20 protein-coding genes and 5 pseudogenes are annotated in these 22,413 nt (G+C 69.7%); 10 read left to right on the top strand and 15 right to left on the bottom strand.

Annotated features, from left to right (window positions below; all coding sequences use genetic code 11):
* Window positions 1–9: 9 nt before the first annotated feature.
* Window positions 10–1,242, bottom strand: coding sequence for a sugar ABC transporter substrate-binding protein (locus L2X99_RS00545; RefSeq protein ID WP_236135498.1), 1,233 nt, complete (start codon window positions 1,240–1,242; stop codon window positions 10–12).
* Between the two features lie 188 nt (window positions 1,243–1,430).
* Between L2X99_RS00545 and L2X99_RS00540 the strand changes: the two genes are divergently transcribed.
* Window positions 1,431–1,919, top strand: a complete 489-nt coding sequence (locus L2X99_RS00540; protein WP_236125507.1) for a YajQ family cyclic di-GMP-binding protein — start codon at window positions 1,431–1,433, stop codon at window positions 1,917–1,919.
* 45 nt (window positions 1,920–1,964) lie between these two features.
* Window positions 1,965–2,309 (top strand): DUF7882 family protein, encoded by a 345-nt coding sequence (locus L2X99_RS00535; RefSeq protein WP_236125508.1) that lies wholly within the window; start codon window positions 1,965–1,967, stop codon window positions 2,307–2,309.
* 15 nt (window positions 2,310–2,324) lie between these two features.
* Here the strand turns inward: L2X99_RS00535 and L2X99_RS00530 are convergent, their stop codons facing one another.
* From L2X99_RS00530 to L2X99_RS00515, 4 genes and pseudogenes are all read right to left on the bottom strand, one after another.
* The gene (locus L2X99_RS00530; protein WP_236125509.1) at window positions 2,325–3,368 is read right to left on the bottom strand and encodes an alpha/beta hydrolase; all 1,044 of its coding nucleotides are present in this window, start codon (window positions 3,366–3,368) and stop codon (window positions 2,325–2,327) included.
* Window positions 3,369–3,418: 50 nt separating this feature from the next.
* Complete coding sequence (locus L2X99_RS00525) at window positions 3,419–4,789, bottom strand: FAD-dependent oxidoreductase (RefSeq protein WP_236125510.1); 1,371 nt, start codon at window positions 4,787–4,789, stop codon at window positions 3,419–3,421.
* Between the two features lie 49 nt (window positions 4,790–4,838).
* Window positions 4,839–5,891 carry a polyprenyl synthetase family protein gene (locus tag L2X99_RS00520; protein WP_236125511.1) on the bottom strand — a complete coding sequence of 351 codons (1,053 nt, stop codon included), beginning with the start codon at window positions 5,889–5,891 and terminating at the stop codon, window positions 4,839–4,841.
* Between the two features lie 20 nt (window positions 5,892–5,911).
* Window positions 5,912–6,630: pseudogene (locus L2X99_RS00515) on the bottom strand (class I SAM-dependent methyltransferase).
* 43 nt (window positions 6,631–6,673) lie between these two features.
* On the opposite strand from L2X99_RS00515, the gene L2X99_RS00510 reads away from it, so the two are divergent.
* Both L2X99_RS00510 and L2X99_RS00505 read left to right on the top strand, forming a co-directional pair.
* On the top strand, window positions 6,674–7,375 hold the full coding sequence (locus L2X99_RS00510; protein WP_236135497.1) for a DUF402 domain-containing protein: 702 nt from the start codon (window positions 6,674–6,676) through the stop codon (window positions 7,373–7,375).
* A gap of 19 nt (window positions 7,376–7,394) precedes the next feature.
* Window positions 7,395–8,664, top strand: a pseudogene (locus L2X99_RS00505) (isochorismate synthase).
* Window position 8,665: 1 nt separating this feature from the next.
* Here L2X99_RS00505 and L2X99_RS00500 read toward each other — a convergent pair.
* From L2X99_RS00500 to L2X99_RS00490, 3 genes are read right to left on the bottom strand one after another with little or no spacing between them, the layout of a single operon-like run.
* The gene (locus tag L2X99_RS00500) at window positions 8,666–9,520 is read right to left on the bottom strand and encodes a PPK2 family polyphosphate kinase (RefSeq protein ID WP_236125514.1); all 855 of its coding nucleotides are present in this window, start codon (window positions 9,518–9,520) and stop codon (window positions 8,666–8,668) included.
* Window positions 9,521–9,572: 52 nt separating this feature from the next.
* Window positions 9,573–11,561 (bottom strand): thiamine pyrophosphate-binding protein, encoded by a 1,989-nt coding sequence (locus L2X99_RS00495; RefSeq protein ID WP_236125515.1) that lies wholly within the window; start codon window positions 11,559–11,561, stop codon window positions 9,573–9,575.
* Window positions 11,558–11,896: a PLD nuclease N-terminal domain-containing protein gene (locus tag L2X99_RS00490; RefSeq protein WP_236125516.1), complete on the bottom strand. Its 339-nt coding sequence runs from the start codon at window positions 11,894–11,896 to the stop codon at window positions 11,558–11,560. The genes L2X99_RS00495 and L2X99_RS00490 overlap by 4 nt, the downstream gene beginning before the upstream one ends.
* Window positions 11,897–11,962: 66 nt before the next feature.
* On the opposite strand from L2X99_RS00490, the gene L2X99_RS00485 reads away from it, so the two are divergent.
* Window positions 11,963–12,238, top strand: a complete 276-nt coding sequence (locus L2X99_RS00485; protein WP_236125517.1) for a DUF4229 domain-containing protein — start codon at window positions 11,963–11,965, stop codon at window positions 12,236–12,238.
* A gap of 18 nt (window positions 12,239–12,256) precedes the next feature.
* Here the strand turns inward: L2X99_RS00485 and L2X99_RS00480 are convergent, their stop codons facing one another.
* Complete coding sequence (locus L2X99_RS00480; protein WP_236135496.1) at window positions 12,257–12,550, bottom strand: DUF4287 domain-containing protein; 294 nt, start codon at window positions 12,548–12,550, stop codon at window positions 12,257–12,259.
* 11 nt (window positions 12,551–12,561) lie between these two features.
* Window positions 12,562–12,942, bottom strand: coding sequence for a cupin domain-containing protein (locus L2X99_RS00475; protein ID WP_236125518.1), 381 nt, complete (start codon window positions 12,940–12,942; stop codon window positions 12,562–12,564).
* Between the two features lie 66 nt (window positions 12,943–13,008).
* On the opposite strand from L2X99_RS00475, the gene L2X99_RS00470 reads away from it, so the two are divergent.
* Entirely contained in the window at window positions 13,009–14,034 is a 1,026-nt protein-coding gene (locus L2X99_RS00470; RefSeq protein ID WP_236125519.1) for an ArsR/SmtB family transcription factor, read from the top strand.
* A gap of 9 nt (window positions 14,035–14,043) precedes the next feature.
* On the opposite strand, the gene L2X99_RS00465 is transcribed toward L2X99_RS00470, so the two are convergent.
* Together L2X99_RS00465 and L2X99_RS00460 are read right to left on the bottom strand one after the other, a co-directional pair.
* Window positions 14,044–14,844 carry a protein phosphatase 2C domain-containing protein gene (locus L2X99_RS00465; RefSeq protein WP_236125520.1) on the bottom strand — a complete coding sequence of 267 codons (801 nt, stop codon included), beginning with the start codon at window positions 14,842–14,844 and terminating at the stop codon, window positions 14,044–14,046.
* The gene (locus L2X99_RS00460) at window positions 14,844–15,818 is read right to left on the bottom strand and encodes a 1,4-dihydroxy-2-naphthoate polyprenyltransferase (RefSeq protein ID WP_442923473.1); all 975 of its coding nucleotides are present in this window, start codon (window positions 15,816–15,818) and stop codon (window positions 14,844–14,846) included. Before L2X99_RS00460 ends, L2X99_RS00465 begins: the two co-directional genes overlap by 1 nt.
* A gap of 125 nt (window positions 15,819–15,943) precedes the next feature.
* Here L2X99_RS00460 and L2X99_RS00455 point away from each other — a divergent pair, with 125 nt between their 5' ends.
* Window positions 15,944–16,684, top strand: coding sequence for a YggS family pyridoxal phosphate-dependent enzyme (locus L2X99_RS00455; protein ID WP_236125522.1), 741 nt, complete (start codon window positions 15,944–15,946; stop codon window positions 16,682–16,684).
* A gap of 82 nt (window positions 16,685–16,766) precedes the next feature.
* Here L2X99_RS00455 and L2X99_RS00450 read toward each other — a convergent pair whose 3' ends face one another.
* Window positions 16,767–17,219, bottom strand: a complete 453-nt coding sequence (locus L2X99_RS00450) for an Lrp/AsnC family transcriptional regulator (protein WP_236125523.1) — start codon at window positions 17,217–17,219, stop codon at window positions 16,767–16,769.
* 71 nt (window positions 17,220–17,290) lie between these two features.
* On the opposite strand from L2X99_RS00450, the pseudogene L2X99_RS00445 reads away from it, so the two are divergent.
* Window positions 17,291–18,720, top strand: a pseudogene (locus L2X99_RS00445) (DUF6421 family protein).
* Between the two features lie 131 nt (window positions 18,721–18,851).
* Complete coding sequence (locus L2X99_RS00440; protein ID WP_236125524.1) at window positions 18,852–19,505, top strand: SDR family NAD(P)-dependent oxidoreductase; 654 nt, start codon at window positions 18,852–18,854, stop codon at window positions 19,503–19,505.
* Window positions 19,506–19,552: 47 nt separating this feature from the next.
* Here L2X99_RS00440 and L2X99_RS17740 read toward each other — a convergent pair.
* Window positions 19,553–19,609 (bottom strand): annotated as a pseudogene (locus tag L2X99_RS17740) (hypothetical protein); the annotation flags it as partial.
* A 97-nt stretch (window positions 19,610–19,706) separates the two neighbouring features.
* The gene (locus tag L2X99_RS00430; protein ID WP_236125525.1) at window positions 19,707–21,137 is read right to left on the bottom strand and encodes an MFS transporter; all 1,431 of its coding nucleotides are present in this window, start codon (window positions 21,135–21,137) and stop codon (window positions 19,707–19,709) included.
* An 81-nt stretch (window positions 21,138–21,218) separates the two neighbouring features.
* Here L2X99_RS00430 and L2X99_RS00425 point away from each other — a divergent pair.
* A pseudogene (locus L2X99_RS00425) lies at window positions 21,219–22,285 on the top strand (threonine aldolase family protein).
* The last annotated feature ends 128 nt before the right edge of the window (window positions 22,286–22,413 follow it).

Below are 22,413 nucleotides of genomic sequence, written 5' to 3'. Positions count from 1 at the left end.
TGGACTTGCTTACTTGATCGCGGCCGTCACGTCGTCGACGAGCTTCTGCCACGTCGCCTTCGGGTCGGCGCCGTTGATGATGGCAGCCTCGGCGACGCCCCAGAACTCCCACACGGCGCCCATGGCGGGGATGGCGGGCATCGGCACCGCGTCGGCGCCGACCTTCTGGAAGCCCGCGATGATCGGGTCGGATGCCGCGGTGTCGGCGGCCGCGGTGAGGGCGGGCAGGATGTTGCCGGCCTTGAACAGCTCGAGCTGGACGTCCTCGGTGCCGATGTAGTTCACCAGGAAGTCGTTCGCGGCGACCTTGTTCTTCGACTCGGAGCTGACGAAGAAGCCCTTCACGCCGGCGAACGGCGAGGCGACCTCTGAGGTCGGGCTGGGGATCTGGTCGATGGCCAGGTTGATGCCGGCATCCTTCGCGGCACCGACGTTCCACGGTCCGGTCAGCCAGAAGGCGGCCTTGCCGTCGATGAACTGCTGCTTGGCGATCTCGCCGTCGATGTCGGTGTTCAGCGTGCCGGCCTTGCCCTGGGCGGACAGCCAGTTCGCGAACTCGAAGCCGCCGTCGCTGCCGAGCTGCAGGTCGGTCGGGTCGTAGGAGCCCTCGTCGTCGGTGCCGAACACCGGGGCGCCGAACGCGGTCTGGAACGGGTACAGGTGGTACGGGTTGCCGTCCTTGCCCTGCTCGACGACGAACGGCTGGGCGAGACCGGCGGCCTTGCCCTTGGCGATCATGTCGTCGAAGCTCGTCGCCGGGTCCTTGACGATGTCGGTGTTGCGCAGCACGGCGATGTTCTCGACCGCGTACGGGAGCATGTAGGTGGTGCCGTCGTAGGTCGAGGCCTGCAGGGCGACGGGCAGGTAGTCCTTCGACGAGTCGCCCAGCTCGATAGGGGCGACGACGCCGTTCGTGGACAGCTCGCCGAGCCAGTCGTGCGCGCCCATGGTGATGTCCGGACCCTTGCCGGTCGGCACCTGCTGGATGAAGTCGTCCTTGATCGTGTCAACGTCCTTGCCGACGATGTCGACCTCGACGCCGGTCTTCTTCTCGTAGGCCTTGGCAGCGCCGCTGAGGGCGTCGACGCGCTCGGCGTCGACCCAGACCGTGAGCTTGCCGCTCTTGGCGCCCGCGTCCGAGCTCTTGTCATCGCTGGATCCGCCGGCGCAGCCGGCGAGCGCCAGCGAGGTCAGAACGGTGATCGCGCCGAAGGCCGCGATGCTCCTCTTGTTCACCTTCATTGGTGGTGTGCCTCTCTCGATGCGTGGCCTGCGAAACTGCAAGCGCTTACAGTATGCATGGAAGATGCCGATCCGTGCAATGCCAGGAGAGGCCGATATGCAGCCGTGATCTTGCCGTGTCGCGCGCCGCATGCATGGAAGCGTTTCCAGATCGGATGCCGCTGAGCCGCACTCGTTACACTGCCTGTATGGCTGACTCCTCATTCGACATCGTCTCCAAGGTGGATCACCAGGAGGCGGAGAACGCTGTGAACCAGGCCCGCAAGGAGATCGATCAGCGCTACGACTTCAAGGGCACCGACGCCTCTGTCGCGTGGAGCGGCGAGCAGATCCTCATCAAGGCGAACTCCGAGGAGCGCGCCAAGGCCGTCCTCGACGTGCTGCAGTCGAAGCTCATCAAGCGCGGCATCTCGCTGAAGAGCCTCGACTCCGGAGAGCCGTTCGCGAGCGGCAAGGAATACCGCATCGTCTCATCGCTCAAGGACGGCATCTCGAGCGAGAACGCGAAGAAGATCGGCAAGATCATCCGCGACGAGGGCCCCAAGGGCGTGAAGAGCCAGATCCAGGGCGACGAACTGCGCGTGCAGTCCAAGAGCCGCGACGACCTGCAGGCGGTCATCTCCCTGCTCAAGGGCAGCGACCTCGACATCGACCTGCAGTTCGTCAACTACCGGTGAGCGCATCGGGTGCCGCCGGGCACCCGATGCGCCTACAGTCGGATCATGGGCGCTCTCATCTATGACGACTCCGAACACCCGATCTTCATCGAGGACAGGGCGCTGGCGCATCTGAAGGTCGTGATCGCCACCAAGCTGCGGCGGCAGGAGAGCTTCACGCTGAGTTGGCGGCACCCCGAGGGCCAGCCCGTGGGCAGGACGACGATCTGGCTGCACCCCTCGATTCCGCTGCGCTTCGTCTTCGACGAGCCGGATCCGCCTGAGCTCAACGCCGACTGGATCGAGCGGCTGATGCACTCCGCCAACACGACCGGCGGCATCCAGCTCGTCGACGAGATCGTGGAGGACGCACCCGAGGGCGAGGCGTCGGCGCAGGCCACGACGTCGTGAAGGGCTCCCCGCCGATCAGTTCTCGCTGCTCGCTGCGCTCCAGCCGGTGACCCACCGTCCGAGACGGGCGTAGGCGTCCTCTCGCGCGTCGTGACGGGAGAGGAACACGTCGTGCAGGGCGCCGTCGATGCGCTCCACCGTCACCGACGGACCGAGCTTCAGCGCGGCGCGGGCGATGTCATCGACCACGAGCACGCTGTCGGCCCTGGTGAGCTCCTCCGACCATGCCCTCGGCACCGCCGTGCGCGCGGAGAGCAGCACGCACACCGGCGCCTCGATGCGCAGCCCTGTTGCGACCTTCGCATGCCCGGCGAGGATCGCGTTGAGCCATCCGGCGTGCACCGCCATGGTCTGCTCCGGCCGCCATTCCAGGTTCACCTGCACCGGATCGTCCGGGTCGGCGACCTCGTTCTGCGCCCGCGTGTAGAACCCGAAGTCGACCTGCGGCGCCCGATCGAGCGGACGGAACCGGGCCTGCAGATCCACCAGCGGCGTGATCGTCTCGCGGGTGAACCGCGGAAGCTGGAACTCCAGCCACGGGCTGTTCAGCACCACCGCCTGAGCTGCACCGGGGTTGCGTGCCGCCCACAGGCTGAGGATCAGCCCGCCGGTGGAGTGGCCGAAGAGCACGAGGCGGCGATCCGCCGCATCCTCCTGCATCGCCTCGAGAGCGGCGCCGATGTCCTCGTCGTAGGTGGCGAGGTCGGTGATGTAGCCCGGCGTCTGTCCTGGCCGCAGGCTGCGGCCGTACTTGCGCAGGTCGAGCGCGAAGAACCGGGCGCCGCGCGCCGTCCAGAACCGGGCCAGCCGCTTCTGGAAGAAGTAGTCCGACCAGCCGTGCACGTACAGCACATCGACGTCCGCCTGCGGCGACGTCGGCGCGGGAGCAGGCCGGACGCCGCGCAGCCGCTGCCAGAACGTCGGAGCGGGCGCCTGTTCGGGTGTGGCCGGCAGCGCACGAACGAGCGTCGCGACGACCTCGCCCTCGTCGTCGTGACCGAGCGGCAGCGTCCGCTGAGCGAACTCGTCGCCCAGGACGTCCGGTGCCCACTCCCCCATGGGGTCAGCGTATCGCGGCCCTTCGACGAGCTCAGGGAGCGAAGGAAGCGTCAGTCGCGGGAGACGCGCACCATCTCGTCGCGGGGGACGACCTTGATACGAGCGCGACCCTCAGGCTCGCCGAGCGCGATCTCGTGCTCGTCGAGCCGGTGCCAGCCGTCCAGGTCGGTCCAGAGCACATCGCGCTCGCGCAGCAGCGCAGGAATCGCGTCCTCGTCCGGGTCCTCCGGCTGCCACCACGACCCCTGGTCGTTGATCAGGTGCCGCACGGTCTCCATCGCGTCGGACTTGGTGTGCCCGATCAGTCCCACCGGCCCGCGCTTGATCCAGCCGGTGGCGTAGATACCGGGCACGCGCTGATTGGACTTGTTCTCCAGCACCTGGCCCTCGCGGTTCGGGATGACGCCGTGCTTCTTGTCGAACGGCACGTCCGGCAGCGGAGAGCCGAAGTAGCCGATCGCGCGGTACAGCGCCTGCATCGGCACCTCGCGCATCTCGCCCGTGCCCACCGCACCGCCCGCGCCATCCGACTTCGTGCGCTCGTAGACGAGTGCCGCGACGCGGCCCTGCTCGTCGGTCCGCGCCTCGACGGGCCTGGCCCAGAAGTGCAGATGCAGGCGGCGCGAGGCCGTGCCGCCCGCGTTGTTCACCGAGTCGCGCTTGCGCCAGGACTGCAGGATGCGGTCGATCACCATGACCTGCTTGTTACTGGCCACGGCGTCCTTGGACGCCTCGTCGTAGTCGAAGTCCTCGTCGTAGACCACCATGTCGACGTCGCGCAGCTCACCGAGTTCGCGCAGCTCGAGCGGGGTGAACTTCACCTGCGCGGGACCGCGACGACCGAACACGTGCACGTCGGTGACGGCACTGTCCTTCATGCCCTCGTAGACATTGCGCGGCACCTCGGTGACAAGCAGGTCCTCGGCGTGCTTGGCGAGCATGCGCGACACGTCGAGAGCGACGTTGCCGTTGCCGATCACGCCGACGGATGCGGCATCCAACGGCCACTCGCGCGGAACATCGGGATGCCCGTCGAACCAGCTGACGTAGTCGGCGGCGCCGTACGAGCCGAGCGCGTCGATGCCCGGGATGTCGAGCGACGTGTCGCGCACCGCGCCGGTGGCGAAGATCACGGCGTTGTAGTGCCGCTTCAGATCATCGAGGGTGATGTCCTCGCCGAAGCGCACGTTGCCGAACAGGCGGATGTCGCCGCGGTCGAGCACATCGCGCAGGGCATTGATGATGCCCTTGATGCGCGGGTGGTCGGGGGCGACGCCGTAGCGCACCAGGCCGTACGGAGCCGGCAGCTGCTCGAACAGGTCGATCGACACGTCGAACTTGCGCTCCGCCTTCAGCAGGAGGTCGGCGGCGTAGATGCCCGCCGGGCCTGCGCCGACGATAGCCAGCCTGAGCTTGGTCATGAGGATCCTTCCGTGAGGTCGGTTCGGAGATCGAAGAGCCGGATGCTGCTCAGCGCGAGCGTTCCGCGAGGCTCTCCGCGAATCGGGTGAGCGCGTCCCGGACCGGGCCCTTGGGCAGCACGCCGAGCGCGGCGATCGCCTCGTCCGTCCAGGCCTGCGCGAGCGCCAGGGTGCGCCGGGTGGCCGGGTGATCGCGCAGGTCGGCGAGCGCGCCGTCGAGCAGCGAGGGGTCCGCGCCCTCGGCGATGCGGGCGACGCCGTCGTCGATGCGCTGCGCGAGATCATCGGCGCCGTCCTGCTTCAGCAGCAGGTAGGGCATCGTCGGAACGCCGGCGCGCAGGTCGGTGCCCGGCACCTTGCCGGTGTCCGCTGGATTCGCGGACAGATCGATCACGTCGTCGAGCAGCTGGAACGCGACGCCGATCTTCTCGCCGAAGACGCGCATCGGCTGCTCGTACTCGGCCGGCGCGTTCGAGAAGATCACCCCGCCCTGGGTAGCCGCGGCGATCAGCGAGCCGGTCTTGTCGGCGAGCACCTGCAGGTAGAACTCGATCGGGTCGTCGCCCTGCTGGGCGCCCACGGTCTCGTGCAGCTGGCCGAGCACGAGGCGCTCGAACGTGTCGGCCTGGAGGCGGATGGCGCGGTCGCCGTGGTGCGACATGAGCTGGCTGGCGCGCGAGAACAGGATGTCGCCGGTGAGGATGGCGACGTTGTTGCCCCACACCTCATGTGCGGCGGCGACGCCGCGACGCTTGTCCGCGCCGTCCATCACGTCGTCGTGGTACAGCGAGCCGAGGTGCGTGAGCTCGAGCGCCTTGGCGATGTCGATCACGGCGGGGATGTTGCCGTCGCCGAGCTGAGCCGTCAGCAGGGTCAGGATCGGACGGATGCGCTTGCCGCCGGCCTCGTACAGGTAGCGGCTCGCGGCGTCGGCGACCGAGTCGGCGACCTTGAGATCCTCCGCAAGACCGGACTCGACCAGCTCGAGACCCGCCTCGACCTCGCGCGACAGACGGCGCGCAGCGGGTCCGAGGAACACGCGGTCACTGAAGCCCAGCAGGCTCGCGAGGCGCGTGCCCGGGGCGTCGGGGCTCGAAGTCACGGAGACCAGCCTACCCGTGGTCAGACGACGGGCTTGCGCGCGCGGTGCAGCGCCACGATCCCGAACGACAGGTTGCGCCAGGCGACGTCGATCCAGCCCGCCTCGCGGAGCCAGGCCGCGAGCGTCTTCTGATCAGGCCACTCCTTGATCGACTCGTTCAGGTAGTCGTAGGCGTCACCGTTCGTGCCGGCCACCCGTGCCACGCGCGGCAGCACCTGCGAGTTGTAGAACCCGAAGAAGGCGCGGAAGATCCGCGAGGGCGGAGTGGAGAACTCGTTGATCACGAGCCGCCCGCCCGGCTTGGTGACGCGGAACAGCTCGGCGATCGCCTTCTTCGGGTCCTGCACGTTGCGCAGACTGTACGACATGGTGACGGCGTCGAACTCCGCGTCGCCGAAGGGCAGGTCCGTGGCATCCGCCTGGACGAAACTGAGGTTCGGCAGGTCGCCGTGCCGGCGCTGACCCTCGGCCAGCATCCCCGGCGAGAAGTCGGCGGCGACGACCTCGGCGCCGCTGGCCGCGAGCGAGGCCGAGGACGAGGCCGTGCCCGCGCCGAGGTCGAGGATGCGCTCGCCCCTGCGGGGGCGACGGCCCTGGTGGTCGCTGCGCGCCAGAGCGCGTCGTTGCCGACGGTCATCACCGTGTTGGTGCGGTCGTAGCCGGCGGCGACCTGGTCGAACATCCCGCTGACGCGGGCCGGATCCTTGCCGAGGTCGGCGCGGTTGGGCTCTGCGGTCATCCTTCGATCCTACGGGGCTGCCCCCGGCCATAGACTCGGGCGGGTGAGTGCGCAGCGTCCCGAACCCGGCCAGACGATGATCTTCCAGTGGCGCAAGTGGGACGGCTCGCCGCACTGGCGCGGCGAGGGCGTGTATCTGGGCTCGGACCAGTGGGGCGACTGGATCGGGCAGCCCGTCGGCTGGACCAGCGACCGGCCGGGGAAGGCGTTCGTCGCGGAGAGCCCGAACGTCACACTCGTGCCGCGCGTCAATCCCGCGCACAAGGTGCTCCTGCTCCCCGAGGACGCCACTGACTACGCGCTCACCGTGCATCGCGAGCATCCGCGCGCGATGCGCATCTACATCGACCTCGCCTGGGACGTGCGCTGGTCGGACGACGATCCGCTGGTCGCGACCGCGATCGACATGGACCTCGACGTGGTGCGGCACCTCGACGAGCGCGGCACCCGCATCGTGGATCAGGACGAGTGGGAGGAGCACAGCATCGAGTTCGGCTACCCCGCCGACGTCATCGAGCACCTCGAGGCCCGCGCGGCCGAGCTCGAGATCCTGGTGCGCGCGCAGCGGGCACCGTTCGACGATGCGACGGCGGACGCCTGGCTGGACCGGCTGGTGGCCCTGGGCCTGGACCGCCCTCTCCCGCTGATGGTCGTTGAGCGGGCGGTGCTCGTTGAGCGAGCGGTGCTCGTTGAGCGAGCGGAGCGAGACGAGCGAGCGGAGCGAGACGAAACGTCCTGCTCCTGATCGGAACTAGGCTGATGCGGTGACTACCCGACTGGTCGTGCAGACCCGAGAGATCGACCCGGTCGAAGATCTGCTGGTGTACGCAGACCCCGATGACCCCATCGCCTGGCTGCGCCGCGGTGACGGCATCGTCGCCGCCGGAGACCGGCATCAGGTCGTGATCCGCGTGCCCGCGGGACAGGGTCCGAGCCGCGCCGCGCTGATGGCGGAAGCGTGGCGCGAGCTGTCCGCCGTCACTGAGATCGACGATCAGGTCAACCTGCCCGGCACCGGTCTGGTGGGCTTCGGCACCCTCACCTTCGACGAGGGCTCGGACCGAGACGCCGTGCTGATCGTGCCCGAGACGATCATCGGGCGCCGCGACGGGCGCGGCTGGATCACCCGCATCCGCGGGGCGCAGGAGGATGCACCGGTGGATGTCGCACCATGCGAGTACGGCCCCCACTGGGCCGGCACCCTCGGCCCGGGCGCACAGTCCCCGGAGGGCTATCAGGACTCGGTGCGCCGCGCCGTCGCCGAGATCACCGCGGGCGACTACGAGAAGGTCGTGCTGGCCCGCGATCTCACCGGGACCGTCCCGGTCGGGTCCGATCTGCGCCGCCTGGTCCGGGCGCTCGCGACCGGATACCCCGACACCTGGACCTACGCCGTCGACGGATTCATCGGAGCCTGCCCGGAGACCCTCGTCACGGTGCAGGACGGCACGGTCACCGCGCGGGTGCTCGCCGGCACCATCGGCCGCGGCGCCGACGCGGATGCCGACACCGGCGGCATCCGCCCACCTCGCGTCCAGCACGAAGGATCTCGACGAGCACGAGTACGCCGTGCACAGCCTCGTCGCGTCACTGCGTCCGCACGTGCGCGCTCTCGCCGCGGGCGAGCAGCCGTTCATCCTCAAGCTGCCCAACCTGTTCCACCTCGCGACCGATGTCGAGGCCGAGTTGTCCGACGGGGCATCCGCTCTCGATCTGGTCGGCGTGCTGCATCCCACCGCCGCGGTGGGAGGCACGCCGACGGATGTCGCGGTGCAGGCGATCCAGCGTCTGGAGCCCTTCGACCGCGGCCGGTACGCAGGGCCGGTGGGCTGGGTGGATGCCACGGGCAACGGCGAATGGGCGGTCGCGCTGCGCTGCGCGCAGTTCGGCAGCGGTGATGTCGACCGCGTCGCGGACGACACGATCCCGGTGACCGCCTACGCCGGCGCCGGTATCGTCGCCGGAAGCGACCCCGAGACCGAGCTGCTCGAGACCCGGGTGAAGTTCCGTCCGATCGTCGACGCGCTGGCCTGAGTCAGCTCGCCGCGAGGCGCTTCTTCTCTGCGGCCACATCGAAGTCGGCGCCCGGCCACTGCGGATCGATTCCCTCGAGCGCCGCGATCAACAGTTCCTGCACGGCCAGCCGCGCGTACCACTTGTGGTTCGCAGGGACGACGTACCACGGGGCATCCGGCGTCGAGGTGCGGTCGAAGACGGTCTGATACGCGTCCATGTAGTCGTCCCACAGCATCCGCTCGTCGACGTCGCCCGGGTTGTACTTCCAGTACTTGTCCGGCCGCTCGAGACGCTCCATGAGTCGCGACTTCTGCTCGTCACGCGAGATGTGCAGCATCACCTTGACCAGGCGGATGCCGGATGCCGCGACCCGCTGCTCGAACTCGCGGATCGCGCCGTAGCGGCGCTCGACCTCCTCGTCCGACGCCAGGGAACGCACCCGACCGATCAGCACGTCCTCGTAGTGCGAGCGATCGAAGACGCCGATGAAGCCGCGCTGCGGCAGCCTCTTCTCGACGCGCCACAGGAAGTCGTGCGTGCGCTCCTCGTCGGTGGGCGCCTTGAACGCGGCGAGCTCGACGCCCTGCGGGTCGACGCCGCCGACGACATGCCGCACGATGCCGCCCTTGCCCGCGGAATCCATCGCCTGGAGCACCAGCAGCACGGCATCGGTGTCGTCGCCGACGCGGCTTGCGGCGTAGAGCCGCTCCTGCAGGTCACCGAGCAGCTCGCGCCGCTCGTGCAGGTCCTTCTCGCCGCGGGAGTGCCCGTGCGAATACCCCGGCGTCGCGTCCGGGTCGACGTCGGCGAGCCGGAACCCCTCCGTCACGCGCAGGGTCTCGGACGGATGCTCGTGCCACAGCTTCTTCGCCATGCAGACATCCTGCCGCACGTCGTTCCGGGTCCGGGACAGAGCGCACCGAGGATCAGCGGTCCAGCGGCACCTCGATCAGCTGCGGACCGGTCACCGGCGAGGTGAGCGTCTGATCGAGCGCGGAGCGCGTCGACACCAGCTGGTGGTCCCAGCCGTACGCCGCGGCGAGGTCGGCGAACCGCGCCGCGTGCGGTGTGTAGAACGCGCGATCGAGGTCTGCCTGCGGAGCGGATGCCGCCACCTCGAGTCCGTCGAAGATCGTGCCGCCACCGTCGTTGCCGACGATCACCTGGATGCGCGGAGCCGCCTCGCCCGCAGGCAGCAGCAGCGCGCCGACGTCGTGCAGTGCCGCGAGATCGCCGAGCAGCACGCGGGTCACACCTGCCGCCCCGTCCGCCTGGCTGGCCAGCGCGATGCCGATGGCGGTCGCGATGGTGCCGTCTATCCCGGCCAGCCCGCGATTGGCATGCACGGGAACCTTCTTGCCGCCGAGCACCTGATCGGCGACCCGCACGAGCCTGGACGAACCGAAGACGAGACGGTCGTGCGGCCAGGTCGCGCGCCATACGGCGTCGGCCAGCAGCGCGCGGTCGAGCGGGCGGCGCACGGCGTCGAGCTCGGCCTTCACCGCACCGGCACGGGCGAGCGGGTCCTTCGAGCTCAGCCCGTCCTGGTCCGGCGCCGCCTCGGAGAGGTCGACCAGTGCGGCGTGGGACGCCGTCATCCACGCGCCCAGCCAGTCGCGGTCGGTCGCGCCCGGCTCCACGGTAACGGCGGCGGCCGCGATCGTGCTGCCGTTGAGATCAAGCGGCTCTCCCCCGCCCCGCACCGCGATCACCTCGACGTCGCGGCGCGAGAGGAGCGACGCGACCTCGCGGCTGAGGGTCGGATGCCCGAACACCACGGCCCGCTCGATTCGCCCGCCGAGCGACTCGTCACGGAGCAGATCACGGTAGCCGTGCACGATCCGGCGCCCGAAGCGCACGCCGCTGACGATCTCGGCGATGAGCGGCCAGCCGCTGGTGTGGGCGATCTCCTCAGCGGCGGCTCCGGAATCCGCGCCGGCGATCACGACGGTGCGCGGACCGCGCTCGAGCAGCAGCGGCTCGGATGCCGGGGGCTGCGGTGCGGGCCCGGGGACAGCGGTCACGTCGATCGCGGCGGAGAGCGGCTCACGAGCGGGAAGGTTCAGATGCACGGGACCGGCGACGCCGGGGATGCCTGTTCCGGTCAGGCCCAGCGCTGCGTCGACGGCGCGGGAACCGAGGCCGGACCAGGCGGTCGGTTCGGGGTCGTTGAGCGGAGGCGCGCCAGCGCCGGAGACGAAACGCCGTGACGATCCTCGCGAGGCTGCGAGCGTTTCGTCTCGCTCCTCCGTCGCTCGCTCAACGACCGGGAGAGGTGGGAGCGTTTCGTCTCGCTCCGCTCGCGGGGCGACCGGGGAACCCACCCGGTCGTTGAGCGGAGGCGCGCCAGCGCCGGAGACGAAACGCGGTGACGATCCTCGCGAGGCTGCGAGCGTTTCGTCTCGCTCCTCCGTCGCTCGCTCAACGACCGGGAGAGGTGGGAGCGTTTCGTCTCGCTCCGCTCGCGGGGCGACCGGGGAAGCGACGGGCTCCGGCACCGGGGCATCCACCGCCCAGCGCACGAACGGGCCGAACAAGCCGGGCTGCACGGTCGCCTGGTTCGCGCCGACGCCGCGGAGCTCGGGCGGACGGTCCGCGGTCAGCAGCAGCAGCGGCACGCCGGAGTGGAACGCCTCCATCACCGCCGGCAGCAGATTGCCCGCCGCGGTTCCCGAAGTGCAGACCACGGCGACCGGCACCCGCGTCTCCCGGGCGATGCCGAGGGCGGTGAACCCGGCCACTCGCTCGTCGATCCGCACGTGCACGCGCAGCAGCCCGGCGCGGTCGAGGGACGTCGCGGCGAGCGCCAGCGCCTGAGAACGGGATCCGGGTGAGAGCACGAGATCGCGCACGCCGTGCGCGACGAGTTCGGCGAGCAGGCCGGCGGCTGCCGTGCTCGCCGCGGACGGAGTCACGGGCGCGGATCCGGGTGGTCGCCGTCGTCTTCGAGCTTCGAGAGTTCCTCTTCGAGCTCGCGGATGCGGGCATCCTGCTCCTTGCGGTTGATGCCGCGCAGAAACTCGGAATCGTCATCGGGCGCGTAGGGACGCGCGTCCGAGTCGTCCTTGCGGCGCCGGCCGATCGCGAACCAGAGGATGCCGCCGATCACCGGGATGAGGATGACGATCGCGACCCAGGCGCCCTTCGACACACCACGGTGCCGCGCCGCCGGCTGCACGGTGCAGTCGACGATGCTGAACACCCAGAACACGACGGCCAGGAAGCCGCCGATGATGAGGAACCGCGCCATGCTTCCAGTGTAGGCGCGGAATCATGCGCCCAGCCCAGTCCTAAGCGCCCCGCCTAAGCTGATCGGGTGAAGAAGTTGCCGCCCCTCCTCGTGTACACCGTGCTGCGTCTGCTGGCGTTCCTGGTGCCGCTGGCGATCCTGTACTTCTTCTTCCCGATCTTCCGTGAGTTCTGGTGGCTGGCCGCGCTGTTCGCCGCTCTCATCGGCATGAGCATCTCGCTGCTGTTCCTGCGCACCCCGCTGTCGGCGACCTCCCGCGACCTGTACGAGCGGCGGTCGGCCCGCCGGCCCGGCAAGCCGACCGATGAGGACGTCGAGGACGGCGAGACGCCCGAGGCCTGACGCGCCCTCCGAACGCCCTCAGGCGTAGTCCGGGTTGCTGGCTCTGCCGTCCAGCCACAGGGTGTCAGAGGCATCCGCATGCGCGCCGTCGGTGCCGACGTGCTTCGCGCTGATCTGCGGTCCCTTGGTGATCACGTGCACGAGCGCCATCCCGTAGCCGCGGGACAGGTCGTAGTCGGCCTTCAGCCACTCCAGGATCGGCGCGGCCTTGGTGCCGGGGCCGAAGCCCCTGTCGGCCGCCAGCTCGATGAACCGGCGAGGGGTGAGACCGGTCTTGGTCTCGATGTTGTCGAGGTATGCCTGGAAGGACATCTGTCTGCTTTCTACCGGGACCCTGAGCCTGTCGAAGGGTCGAGGTTCGTCTGGATGATGACGGCCGAGGCGTGGATGCCGATGAGGCGCATCGTGCCGGTGCCGGTGTTCGTGAACTTGTGCGGCACGTAGGCCGGTCCGGTGACCGTGTCGCCGGCGGTCGCGAGGATCAGCTCGTCGCCGACGACGAACGTGACGTCGCCCTCGAGCACGACCCAGGTCTCGGGGTACGGGTGCCAGTGCAGTGAGGCCCCTTGGCCCGGTTGGTTGTCGATGTAGAAGTACGACACGCCTGCCCCGTGCTCGCTGCCCTCGAACCGGCGGCTGAGCCCGCTGCCGAGGCGGATCTCGTCCGGCGCGACGCGCGTGGGAACGGCGAGAGTCTCGACCATGATGTGCTCCTCTCGTGGGATGACCCCACTCTTCCGCGCCGGCGCAGCACGCCCTAGAGTTTCGATGTGCATCGAAACAGTCCCCCGCGCGAAGGGGTCGACAGCCCGGATCACCGGGTCGACTTCCGGCTGAGCCCGGGCGACATCCAGGCGGTGCGGTTCGGCGTCTCGCCCGGTCACGAGTTCGCGCACGCGGTGCGTGCGCTGCTGCGCCCTGCGGAGCATCCGCTGCACTGGGGGTGGCTGAAGCAGGTGCGCGAGACCGTGCCCCGCGAGCCGTTCGGCCTGCTCGCCGAGGTGATCGGCGCCGACGGGTACATGCCGGACTTCCTCACGACGGATGCCCGGTGGGACCTGACGCCCGCGGACGAACTCGCCGCGCTGCGAGAGGCGCCGGTGCCCGGCATCCTCGTCGATCTCGGCAAGATGATCCAGCGCTCCGCCGGCGAGCACCAGCAGGCGCTGCGCCGCATGCGGGCCGATCCCGAGCGCGCCCGCGCCCTGATCGCGGACGCCTGGGAACAGGTCTGGAATGCTGCGGTCGCTCCTGTCTGGCCGCAGCTGGAGCGGATGCTGCGCGCCGACATCGCGGTGCGCGCCAGGACCGTCGCAGCCGACGGGCTCGCCGCCATGGCGGGCGGCCTGCATCGCTCGGTGCGCTGGAGCGACGGCGCGGTGCGGGTGCAGCTGCGCCGGCACAGCGAGGACGTCGACTGCCGCGGCAGCGGGCTGGTTCTGGTGCCGTCCGTGATGTCGTCGTGGGGCTGCATGGTGCTCACGGAGCCACCCGCGCAGCCGACGCTGTTCTACCCGGCCCGTGGCGTCACAGCGGGGTGGGCCAGGGACTCCGCCGTCCTCGCCGAGGCGCTCAGCGTCCTGGTCGGGCGCGTGCGCGCCGGCATCCTGCTGCAGGCCCACGTCGCGCGCACCACCTCGCAGGTCGCCGCGGATGCCGGGATCGCGGTGTCCACCGCATCGCATCACCTCACGGTGCTGCGTGATGCCGGCCTGGTCACGAGCTCCCGCGACGGCAACCGGATGCTGCACCTGCGCACCCCGCTCGGCGAGGCGCTCGTCGGCGCGGGCCCCTGAGGCATGCGGTCAGCGCAGGAAGCTCCGCGCCACCAGCGCGATGTCATCGTGCGGCTTGGCGAAATCGCCCACGCCGTTCGCGCGCTCTGCGGCGCGGATCTCCCCGGCGATCTCGGCCAGCCGGCCCGCGGATGCCAGTTCGGCGAAGCGCTCGAGGGTGTGCGCGCCGACGAGCTGGAAACCCCGGGTGCCACCGTCGGAAGAGGCCACGATCGCCGCGAGTTCGCGCGCGGGCGTGCGGCCGGTGAGCGCCTGCCGGGCGGCATCCGGATCGGTCTGCGCGCACCAGAATCCGCCTTCGACGTTCCGCGTCTCGTCCAGCGCACGGAACCGCGCCGCGGCGATCTCGGCGTACGGGTGCTCGCCGTCGCCGAGCAGTTCGGCGGCGCGGCGGTCGACCGCCGCGTCGAGCCGGTCGTCGGTGATCTCGTCCGCCGCGCCGTCGTGCCTGACGAGCACGATCGAGGCGTCGCAGAGCACCAGGTGCTCGACCTCGTCGCCGGCGATGCGCCAGGCCGCGACCGTCGCACTGGGCGATCCGGCATCCAGATCGCAGGAGTCGCGGTGCGCGGCCGTGACCTCGACGATCGCGCCGGCCAGAGCATCCGCCATCGACGCGGAGCGATCCTCCAGCCGAACACGGAACGACTCGGCCAGCATCCGTGCATACCAGGCGACCGAGTGCCCGCAGCCCTGTCGCATCGTCTTGGGGAGCCCGGCACCGTCGACCACGACAGCGATGCCGTCCGCAAGCGCACAGGCGTCCTCGCTCTCGCGGCCCGGCTCGGCGGGAAGAGCGAAGAGGTCCATCAGCCGACCAGCGCCCAGTAGATCAGGCCCGACCAGGCCAGCGACGACAGCGAGGTGAGGCTCAGCGCGATGATCAGCTCGCGCGGCTGCCGGTAGGTCCACACGATGAGGATCGCGGGCAGCACGGCCAGCAGCACCAGCAGAGAGATCCACGCGATCGGATACAGCAGGGCGAAGAGCACGGAGAACACGAAGGGCGCGAGCACGAACAGCGTGTACAGCACGCGGGTCGCGGTCCTGCCGATCAGCACCGTGAGTGTGCGCTTACCCACCTCGCGGTCCTGATCGATGTCACGCAGGTTGTTGGCGAGCAGCACCGCGCAGGCGAACAGGCCCGCCGACACCGCACCGAACCAGGCCTGCACGGGCAGCGCGAACGCCTGCACCCAGGTGGTGCCGAGCGTCGCGACCAGTCCGAAGAACACGAAGACGAACAGCTCACCCATGGCGTTGTAGCCGTAGGGGCGCTTGCCACCGGTGTAGAACCACGCGGCGACGATGCTGACGGCGCCCACGGCCAGCATCCACCACTGCTGGGTGCGGATGACGATCGCGAGGCCGGCCAGTGCGGCGAGCGCGAAGAAGATCAGCGCCATCAGGAGCACCCGCTTCGCGGGCACCCGGCCCGATGCGGTGAGCCGCGCGGGTCCGACACGGTGCGCGTCGGTGCCGCGGATGCCGTCGCTGTAGTCGTTCGCGAAGTTGACGCCGATCTGCAGCAGCACGGCTACCGCGAGACAGGCCAGGGCGATCACCCAGTGGAACGTGTGGTCCACGGTCTGCGCGGCGCCCGTTCCGAGCACGACGGGGGCGACGGCGAGGGGAAGGGTGCGCAGCCGGGCCGCGCCGATCCAGTCGCCGACGCGGACGGGGCCGAGCTCGATCACCGGGCGTTTCGCCGGGTTCCCGCTGGTGCCGCTCTTCTTCTTGCTCTTGCTGCGCTTGCTGCTCTTGCCGGATGCCACGTCCCGCATCCTACTGACCCGGCCGATGCGCCTCCCGAAACCGCACGCCCGCGCCGAGACGGGGCGCAGAACCCGGGTCTCGGCGCGGGCGTGCAGTCTCGAGCCCGGTACCGGCCCCCGGGTACTCTCGAGGGGTGACCGATCAGCCCGCGCGCCCCCTCTATCCGCAGGCGACCTCCGTGGCGGAGTTCGCGCAGAACCTCGCCGACGTGCGCGCGAACATCGCCGCAGCGGCGGAGCGGTCGGGGCGCGACGCCGGCGGCATCCGCCTGCTGGCCGTGAGCAAGACCGTGCCCGAGGAGCGTCTGCGCCTGGCGATCGAGGCCGGCGCGACCGACCTGGGCGAGAACAAGGTGCAGGAGGCGAAGCGCAAGGCCGAGAACCTCGCCGACCTCGACCTGCGCTGGTCCGTCATCGGGCATCTGCAGACCAACAAGGCCAAGGACGTGGCGGCTTTCGCCGACGAGTTCCAGGCGCTCGACAGCATCCGTCTCGCCGACGCCCTGGACAGGCGCCTGCAGGCGGCGGGACGGTCGCTGGACGTCTTCGTGCAGGTGAACACCTCGGCCGAGGACCAGAAGTCGGGCATCGATCCTTCCGATGCTCTCGCGTTCCTGGAGGAGCTGAGGCACCGCCACAGCCTGCGCGTGCAGGGGCTGATGACGCTCGCGCTCTTCACCAGCGACACCGAGCGAGTGCGCGAATGCTTCCGCATCCTGCGCGACGTGCGCGACCGTACGCGCGAGCGCGACCTGGTCGGTCCCGGCGAGCTGTCGATGGGGATGTCCGGCGACTACCAGGCGGCGATCGAAGAGGGCTCGACCGTCATCCGCGTCGGCCAGAAGATCTTCGGCGCCCGCGCTCCGCAGGCCTGACCCTCGCTCCCCCTCCGGTCGCGATGGATGCGGGTATACCGGCGTACGACCCGCAACAAGTGGGACCGGAGCCGGCGGAAGGTCAGTCGCCGGCGGGGACGATCGGGCGATTCTCGTAGAACGTCTGCAGCACCACCGTCGTGCGCGTGCTGACGTTCGCCGCGAGTCGGATGTCGCGGACCAGCTGTTCCAGCGCGCGCGGTGTGGCGACCCGCACGAAGAGCGTGTAGCTGGCGTCGCCCGCGATCGAGTGACATGCCTCGATGGCGTCCAGGTGCTCGAGCAGCTCCGGGGCGTTGTCGGGCTGCGCCGCATCGAGCGGAGTGATCTCGATGAAGGCCGACAGCGGCTTGCCGACCTGCTCGGCGTCGAGCAGCGCGTGGTAGCCGGTGATGACGCCGCGCGACTCCAGGCGCTTCAGCCGCGCCTGCACCGCAGAGGTCGACAGGCCGACGGTCTCGGAGAGCTGCGCGAGCGTGGCCCTGGCGTCACGAGACACCTCGGCGATGATCGCGCGGTCGACAGCATCATCCATACGTGGAAGAATAGCGGCTGAATCCGGAACTCACCGGAAAATTTCCGTCTCATCGATGATCGGAGGTCCCGATGTCCACTCTCACCCCCACCACTCAGGCCATCATCGGCGAACCCGAGGTCGTCGAGGACGCTTCGACCGCCGAAGCAACTGCGGCCTGGAAGCAGCTGAAGGACGCCGCGATCGCGATCCGCCCCCTGCAGATCAAGGACGGCTCGATCCCCGAGGCCGAGGACCGTGAGACGGCGAAGCTACTCGTCGGCGCCATCACCGCCGGCATCCGCGCCCTCTCCCCGCCTTCCCGCACGACGCCGAGTACCTCGAAGCTTCGATCAAGGACTTCGAGCGCTGGGCCGACGAGGACTTCGGAGTGCCGGACTTCCTCGACTCGCTCGTGGCCTTCCAGCCCCAGCAGCACCGCGTCGACGGCATCCGTCACCTGGTGATCTTCCCGATGTACACCCAGAACGGCTCGAGCGATCGTCTCGTCGAGGCGCTCATCGTCGAGACGATCTGGCCGGAGTTCATCGCCGACCTCGAGGCCGGCGACTACAGCAACAAACTGTTCGTCTCGCTGCGCCTGGTCGACTTCACGCCCGGCTATGACACGAACTCCGCCGTGCTGTTCCCCGAGACGGTCGCGATGCGCGAGATCCCCTCGTTCACCTGGGGTGCGATCTTCCAGGACCGCGAGGCCGCCCGCTACCGCCGCGTCGTGCGCGCGGCCACGGGGATCACCAACCTCGACCTGCCCGAGCGCGCGAAGGCGATGCTCGACGACCAGCAGATGGCCGAGAAGACGTTCGTGATGTGGGACATCATCCACGACCGCACGCACATGCGCGGCGACCTGCCGTTCGACCCGTTCATGATCAAGCAGCGGATGCCGTTCTTCCTGTACTCACTCGAGGAGATGCGCTGCGACATGACGGCGTTCCGCGAGTCGGTCAAGATCGAGCGCGCGTTCGACGCCCGCATCGCCGCCGGGGAGACGCTCACCGAGACCGAGCAGGAGATGCACGACTACGCGCACCTCGTGCAGTACGCGGTGATCTTCGATCGGATCTTCCGGTTCGCGATCACCGGCACCCGGGTGCGCAACTACGACGCGGTCGGCGGGCAGCTGCTGTTCGCCTGGCTGCACCAGCGCGGCGTGCTGCACTGGACCGACACCGCTCTCGCGTTCGACTGGGACAACGTCCCCGACGCGGTGGTCGCGCTCGGCGATGCGATCGACGACCTGTACTGGCACTCGATCGACCGCCCGAAGGTCGCGCACTGGCTGGCCGCGTACGAGCTGGTCCGCGGCACGCTGACCCCGCACCCGGCGTCGCAGTGGGCCCGAGGACTGCCGGACGAGATCCTCGCCGGCGCCCCGAAGGGCTACACCGACGCGGTGATGGACGACGAGTTCCCGCTGTCGATGTTCTTCGAGACGCTCCACAAGAAGATGAAGCCCGTCATCGAATCGACCGTGGGCATCCGCGGCACCGACGACTGAGGCTCTTTCTCCGCTCCGGTCTCACTCGATGCGGGTGTTCACGCTCGAACACCCGCAACCATCGAGACCGGAGCGAGGAGGACCCGCAACCGTTGGGACCGGAGCAGTTCGGAGCATGACAGGGTGAGGGCATGAGCATTGCAGGGAAGGCCGTCCTGATCGCCGGCGCGACGAGCGCGGCCGGTCTGGCCGTCGCGCACGCGCTGATCGCGGGCGGCGCGCGGGTGATCGCGACCGGACGCTCGGCGGAGCGTCTCGCGCCGCTGCGGGATGCCGGTGCGCAGACCGAGGTCGCCGATGCGACCTCTCTCGAGCAGATGACAGCGCTCGCCGCACGTCTCGGACCGGTCGACGGCGTGCTCCCGCTCGTGGGCGGGTGGCGAGGCGGGGGCGGCCTCGCGGGTCAGAGCGACGACGACCTCGCGGCGCTGCTGCCCGCGTTTGCGGCCGTCCGCGCCACCAGCCGCGCCTTCGACACCACGCTGCAGGCATCGGAAGCCGGCCGCTTCGCGATCGCGTCGTCGACCGCCGTCGCCCGACCCCTCGCCGGCGGCGCGAACTACGCCAGCGTCAAGGCCGCGAGCGAGACCTGGGCGCGGGCCGTCGCGCAGGGGTTCGCGAAGGCCGCGCGGGATGCCGGGCAGCCGCTGCGCGCGGCATCCGTCGTGTTCCGCGCCAAGGGCGCGCTGGAACCCGACCTCCTGGCATCCGCGGTCGTCGCGCTCTGGAAGCCCCACGCCGAGGACATCAACGACCGGATCGTCGAACTCGCCCCAGCCGCTTGACGAGGCGGATCACAGGCGCCGTGAAGGTCGACCACGCCTTCCATCAGCGGAATGATCAGCAGCGTCATCGCGATCGCCACGACGGCGTCGGTGAAAGCCTTCAGCCGGTCAGCGGGAGAAGCGTGTGCGGGGTGTCGGTCTCCGTCACCCCGGAATGCTCTCGCGTGATCGGTGCAGCGTCAAGGACGCAGCGCGCGCCTGTCAGGCATCCGGAGTGCCGTGTTCGGCGCGGCCGCCGGGCGCGGACGGGTCGACGAGGCCGCCGCGAGCGGTCAGCGGGGTGGCATCGGGCGCCAGCTCGCCGGCATCCGTGCCCTGCGTCGGGGGCTCGCCTCCGGCGGGATCGGCCGCGTAGGAGGCGCTCAGCCGGCGGTAGGCCCGGGTGGTGAACGCGATCAGCCCGAGCGCGATCGTCGCGAGGCCTGCGAAGAAGAAGATCAGCGCGATGCCGCGCGCCCGGCCGTCGCCGACCAGCCAGCCCCAGGTCTGCTGTCCCTGCGCGGACTGGACGAAGGGGATGATCGCGTACTGGGCGATCGGTGCGATGAGGAAGGCCGTGATGGGCGCCGCGGACGCCTCCATCGCCGACGCGAACCCGAACACGCGGCCCTGCCGCTCGAACGGGACGACCTTCTGGATCACGGTCTGCTCGGCGGCCTCGACCGCCGGGATCAGCGCCATGTAGACCCAGATGCCGACGACGTACAGCGGCCACCAGTCCCGGATCGTGAAGACCGCTCCGAGCGCGCCCATGCCGATCACGAGCAGCAGCATCGTGCGGATCGGATTGCGCCCGAGCCCCCTGGACGCGACCACCGCCCCGCCGATGAGGAAGCCGGTGGAGGCCACGGCGAGCGCGATGCCCCAGAGCTGCACCGACATCAGCTCGAGCCCGTACGGGTCCATCAGCGCCATGTAGACGCCCCCGATGAGGTTGTTGAACATCGCGAAGAACAGCAGCACGAACAGACCGGGAACGGCGCGGATCGCACGGATGCTGCCGCGCACGTCCATCGTCGAGGACGCATCCGGGTCGACCTTCGGCGCCTCTTCGGGAATCTGCACGAACAGGATGTGCACGAGCGAGACGACGGTCAGCCCGACCGCGATCACGAGCGTGCCGCCCATGCCCAGGAAGCCGATGGCGAGGCCGCTGAAGACGCTCGTGACGAGGAACGCGAGCCCCTGCACGGTGCCGACCATGCCGTTCGCGTTGGCATGCCGTTCGACCGGCACCAGCAGCGTCACCGTCGTGGAGAGAGCGATGTTGCGCATCTGCTCGACCACCGCACCGAGCAGGATCACGCCGCAGAACACCCAGAACCAGGGGCCGCCGAAGTCGAGCAGCGCCTGCTCGGGCTGCCAGAGGTAGACCGCCAGCGCCGCGACGAACGCGACAGCGGTCACCGCGCTCGAGAAGATGAACACCGACCGCTTGCGGTGCCGGTCGACGAACGTGCCGAACACGATCGAGAAGACGGCGACGAGCAGCATGTACGCACCGCCGACGATGCCGGTCGCCATGACGTTCTTCGTCTCGAGGTACACCCAGAACGTGAGCGCGAACCACAGGAAGCTGGTGGTGACATTGGCCACCATCGTGTTCACCAGCACCTGCAGGAATGTGCGCATGGGAAGAGGGTAGGCGGAGGCGCCGACATGCGACAGTGCCGAGCGCAGATCGGGACCGATGCTGAGGCATAGGCTTGCACGGTGAGCGTTCTGCATGACACCGCCGTGCGCGGCTTCGCATCCGACAACTACTCCGGCATCCACCCCGAGGTGCTCCAGGCGATCGCCGAGGCAGGCGGCGGCCATCAGATCGCCTATGGCGAGGACCAGTACACCGAACGGCTGCAGGAGGTCTTCCGCAGCCACTTCGGCGACGGAGTGCAGGCCTTCCCGGTGTTCAACGGCACCGGCGCCAACGTCACCGGGCTGCAGTCGATGCTGCCGCGCTGGGGCGCCGTGATCGCGGCATCCACCGCGCACATCAACGTCGACGAGGCGGGCGCTCCCGAGAAGATCGGCGGATTCAAGCTGCTGACCGTCCCCACCGACGACGGCAAGCTCACCCCGAACTGGTCGACCGCGAGGCCTGGGGCTGGGGCGACGAGCACCGCGCGCAGCCGCTGGTGGTGTCGATCACGCAGTCCACCGAGCTGGGCACCCTGTACACCGCCGACGAGATCCGCGCGCTCGCCGACCACGCGCACGGCCACGGCATGAAGCTGCACATGGACGGCGCCCGCATCTCGAACGCGGCCGCCGCGCTCGATCTGCCGCTGCGCGCGTTCACCCGCGACGCCGGCGTGGACGTGCTGAGCTTCGGCGGCACCAAGAACGGCGCGATGCTCGGCGAGGCGATCGTGGTGCTGAATCCGTCCGCGTCGGACGGGCTCGTGTTCGGCCGCAAGTTCAACATGCAGCTGGCGTCGAAGATGCGGTTCGTCTCGGCACAGCTGATCGCGCTGCTCGAGGGGGACCTGTGGCTGCGCAACGCCCGGCACTCGAACGCGATGGCGCAGCGCCTGCGGTCCGAGGTCGAGGCGGGACTCGCCGCAGGCACCGTGCGCGGCGTCTCGTTCTCGCAGCCCACGCAGTCGAACGGCGTCTTCGCCGTGCTGCCCGAGGGCGTCGCCGATGAACTGCGCAAGAGCTTCCGGTTCTACGACTGGGATGCCGCGCGGCGCGAGGTGCGCTGGATGTGCAGCTTCGACACCCAGGAGTCCGACGTCGACGCCTTCGTCGCCGAACTGGGGCGCCTGACCACTACCTGAGGGCACGCCCCGCCGCACCCGACGCAGTCCCCCTCCCGTGCAAGGAGGGAAACGCCGGTGGCCCCGAGGTGGCACCGACGAAAACCTCCTTGCACGCACATCCTGCGGCCCGCCTCGCGGTGCAAGGA

Source organism: Microbacterium sp. KUDC0406 (assembly GCF_021582875.1).
Taxonomy (GTDB): Bacteria; Actinomycetota; Actinomycetes; order Actinomycetales; family Microbacteriaceae; genus Microbacterium.
The sequence above is the reverse complement of the archived record's forward strand: the minus strand, read 5'-3'. Positions and strand labels throughout refer to the sequence as shown.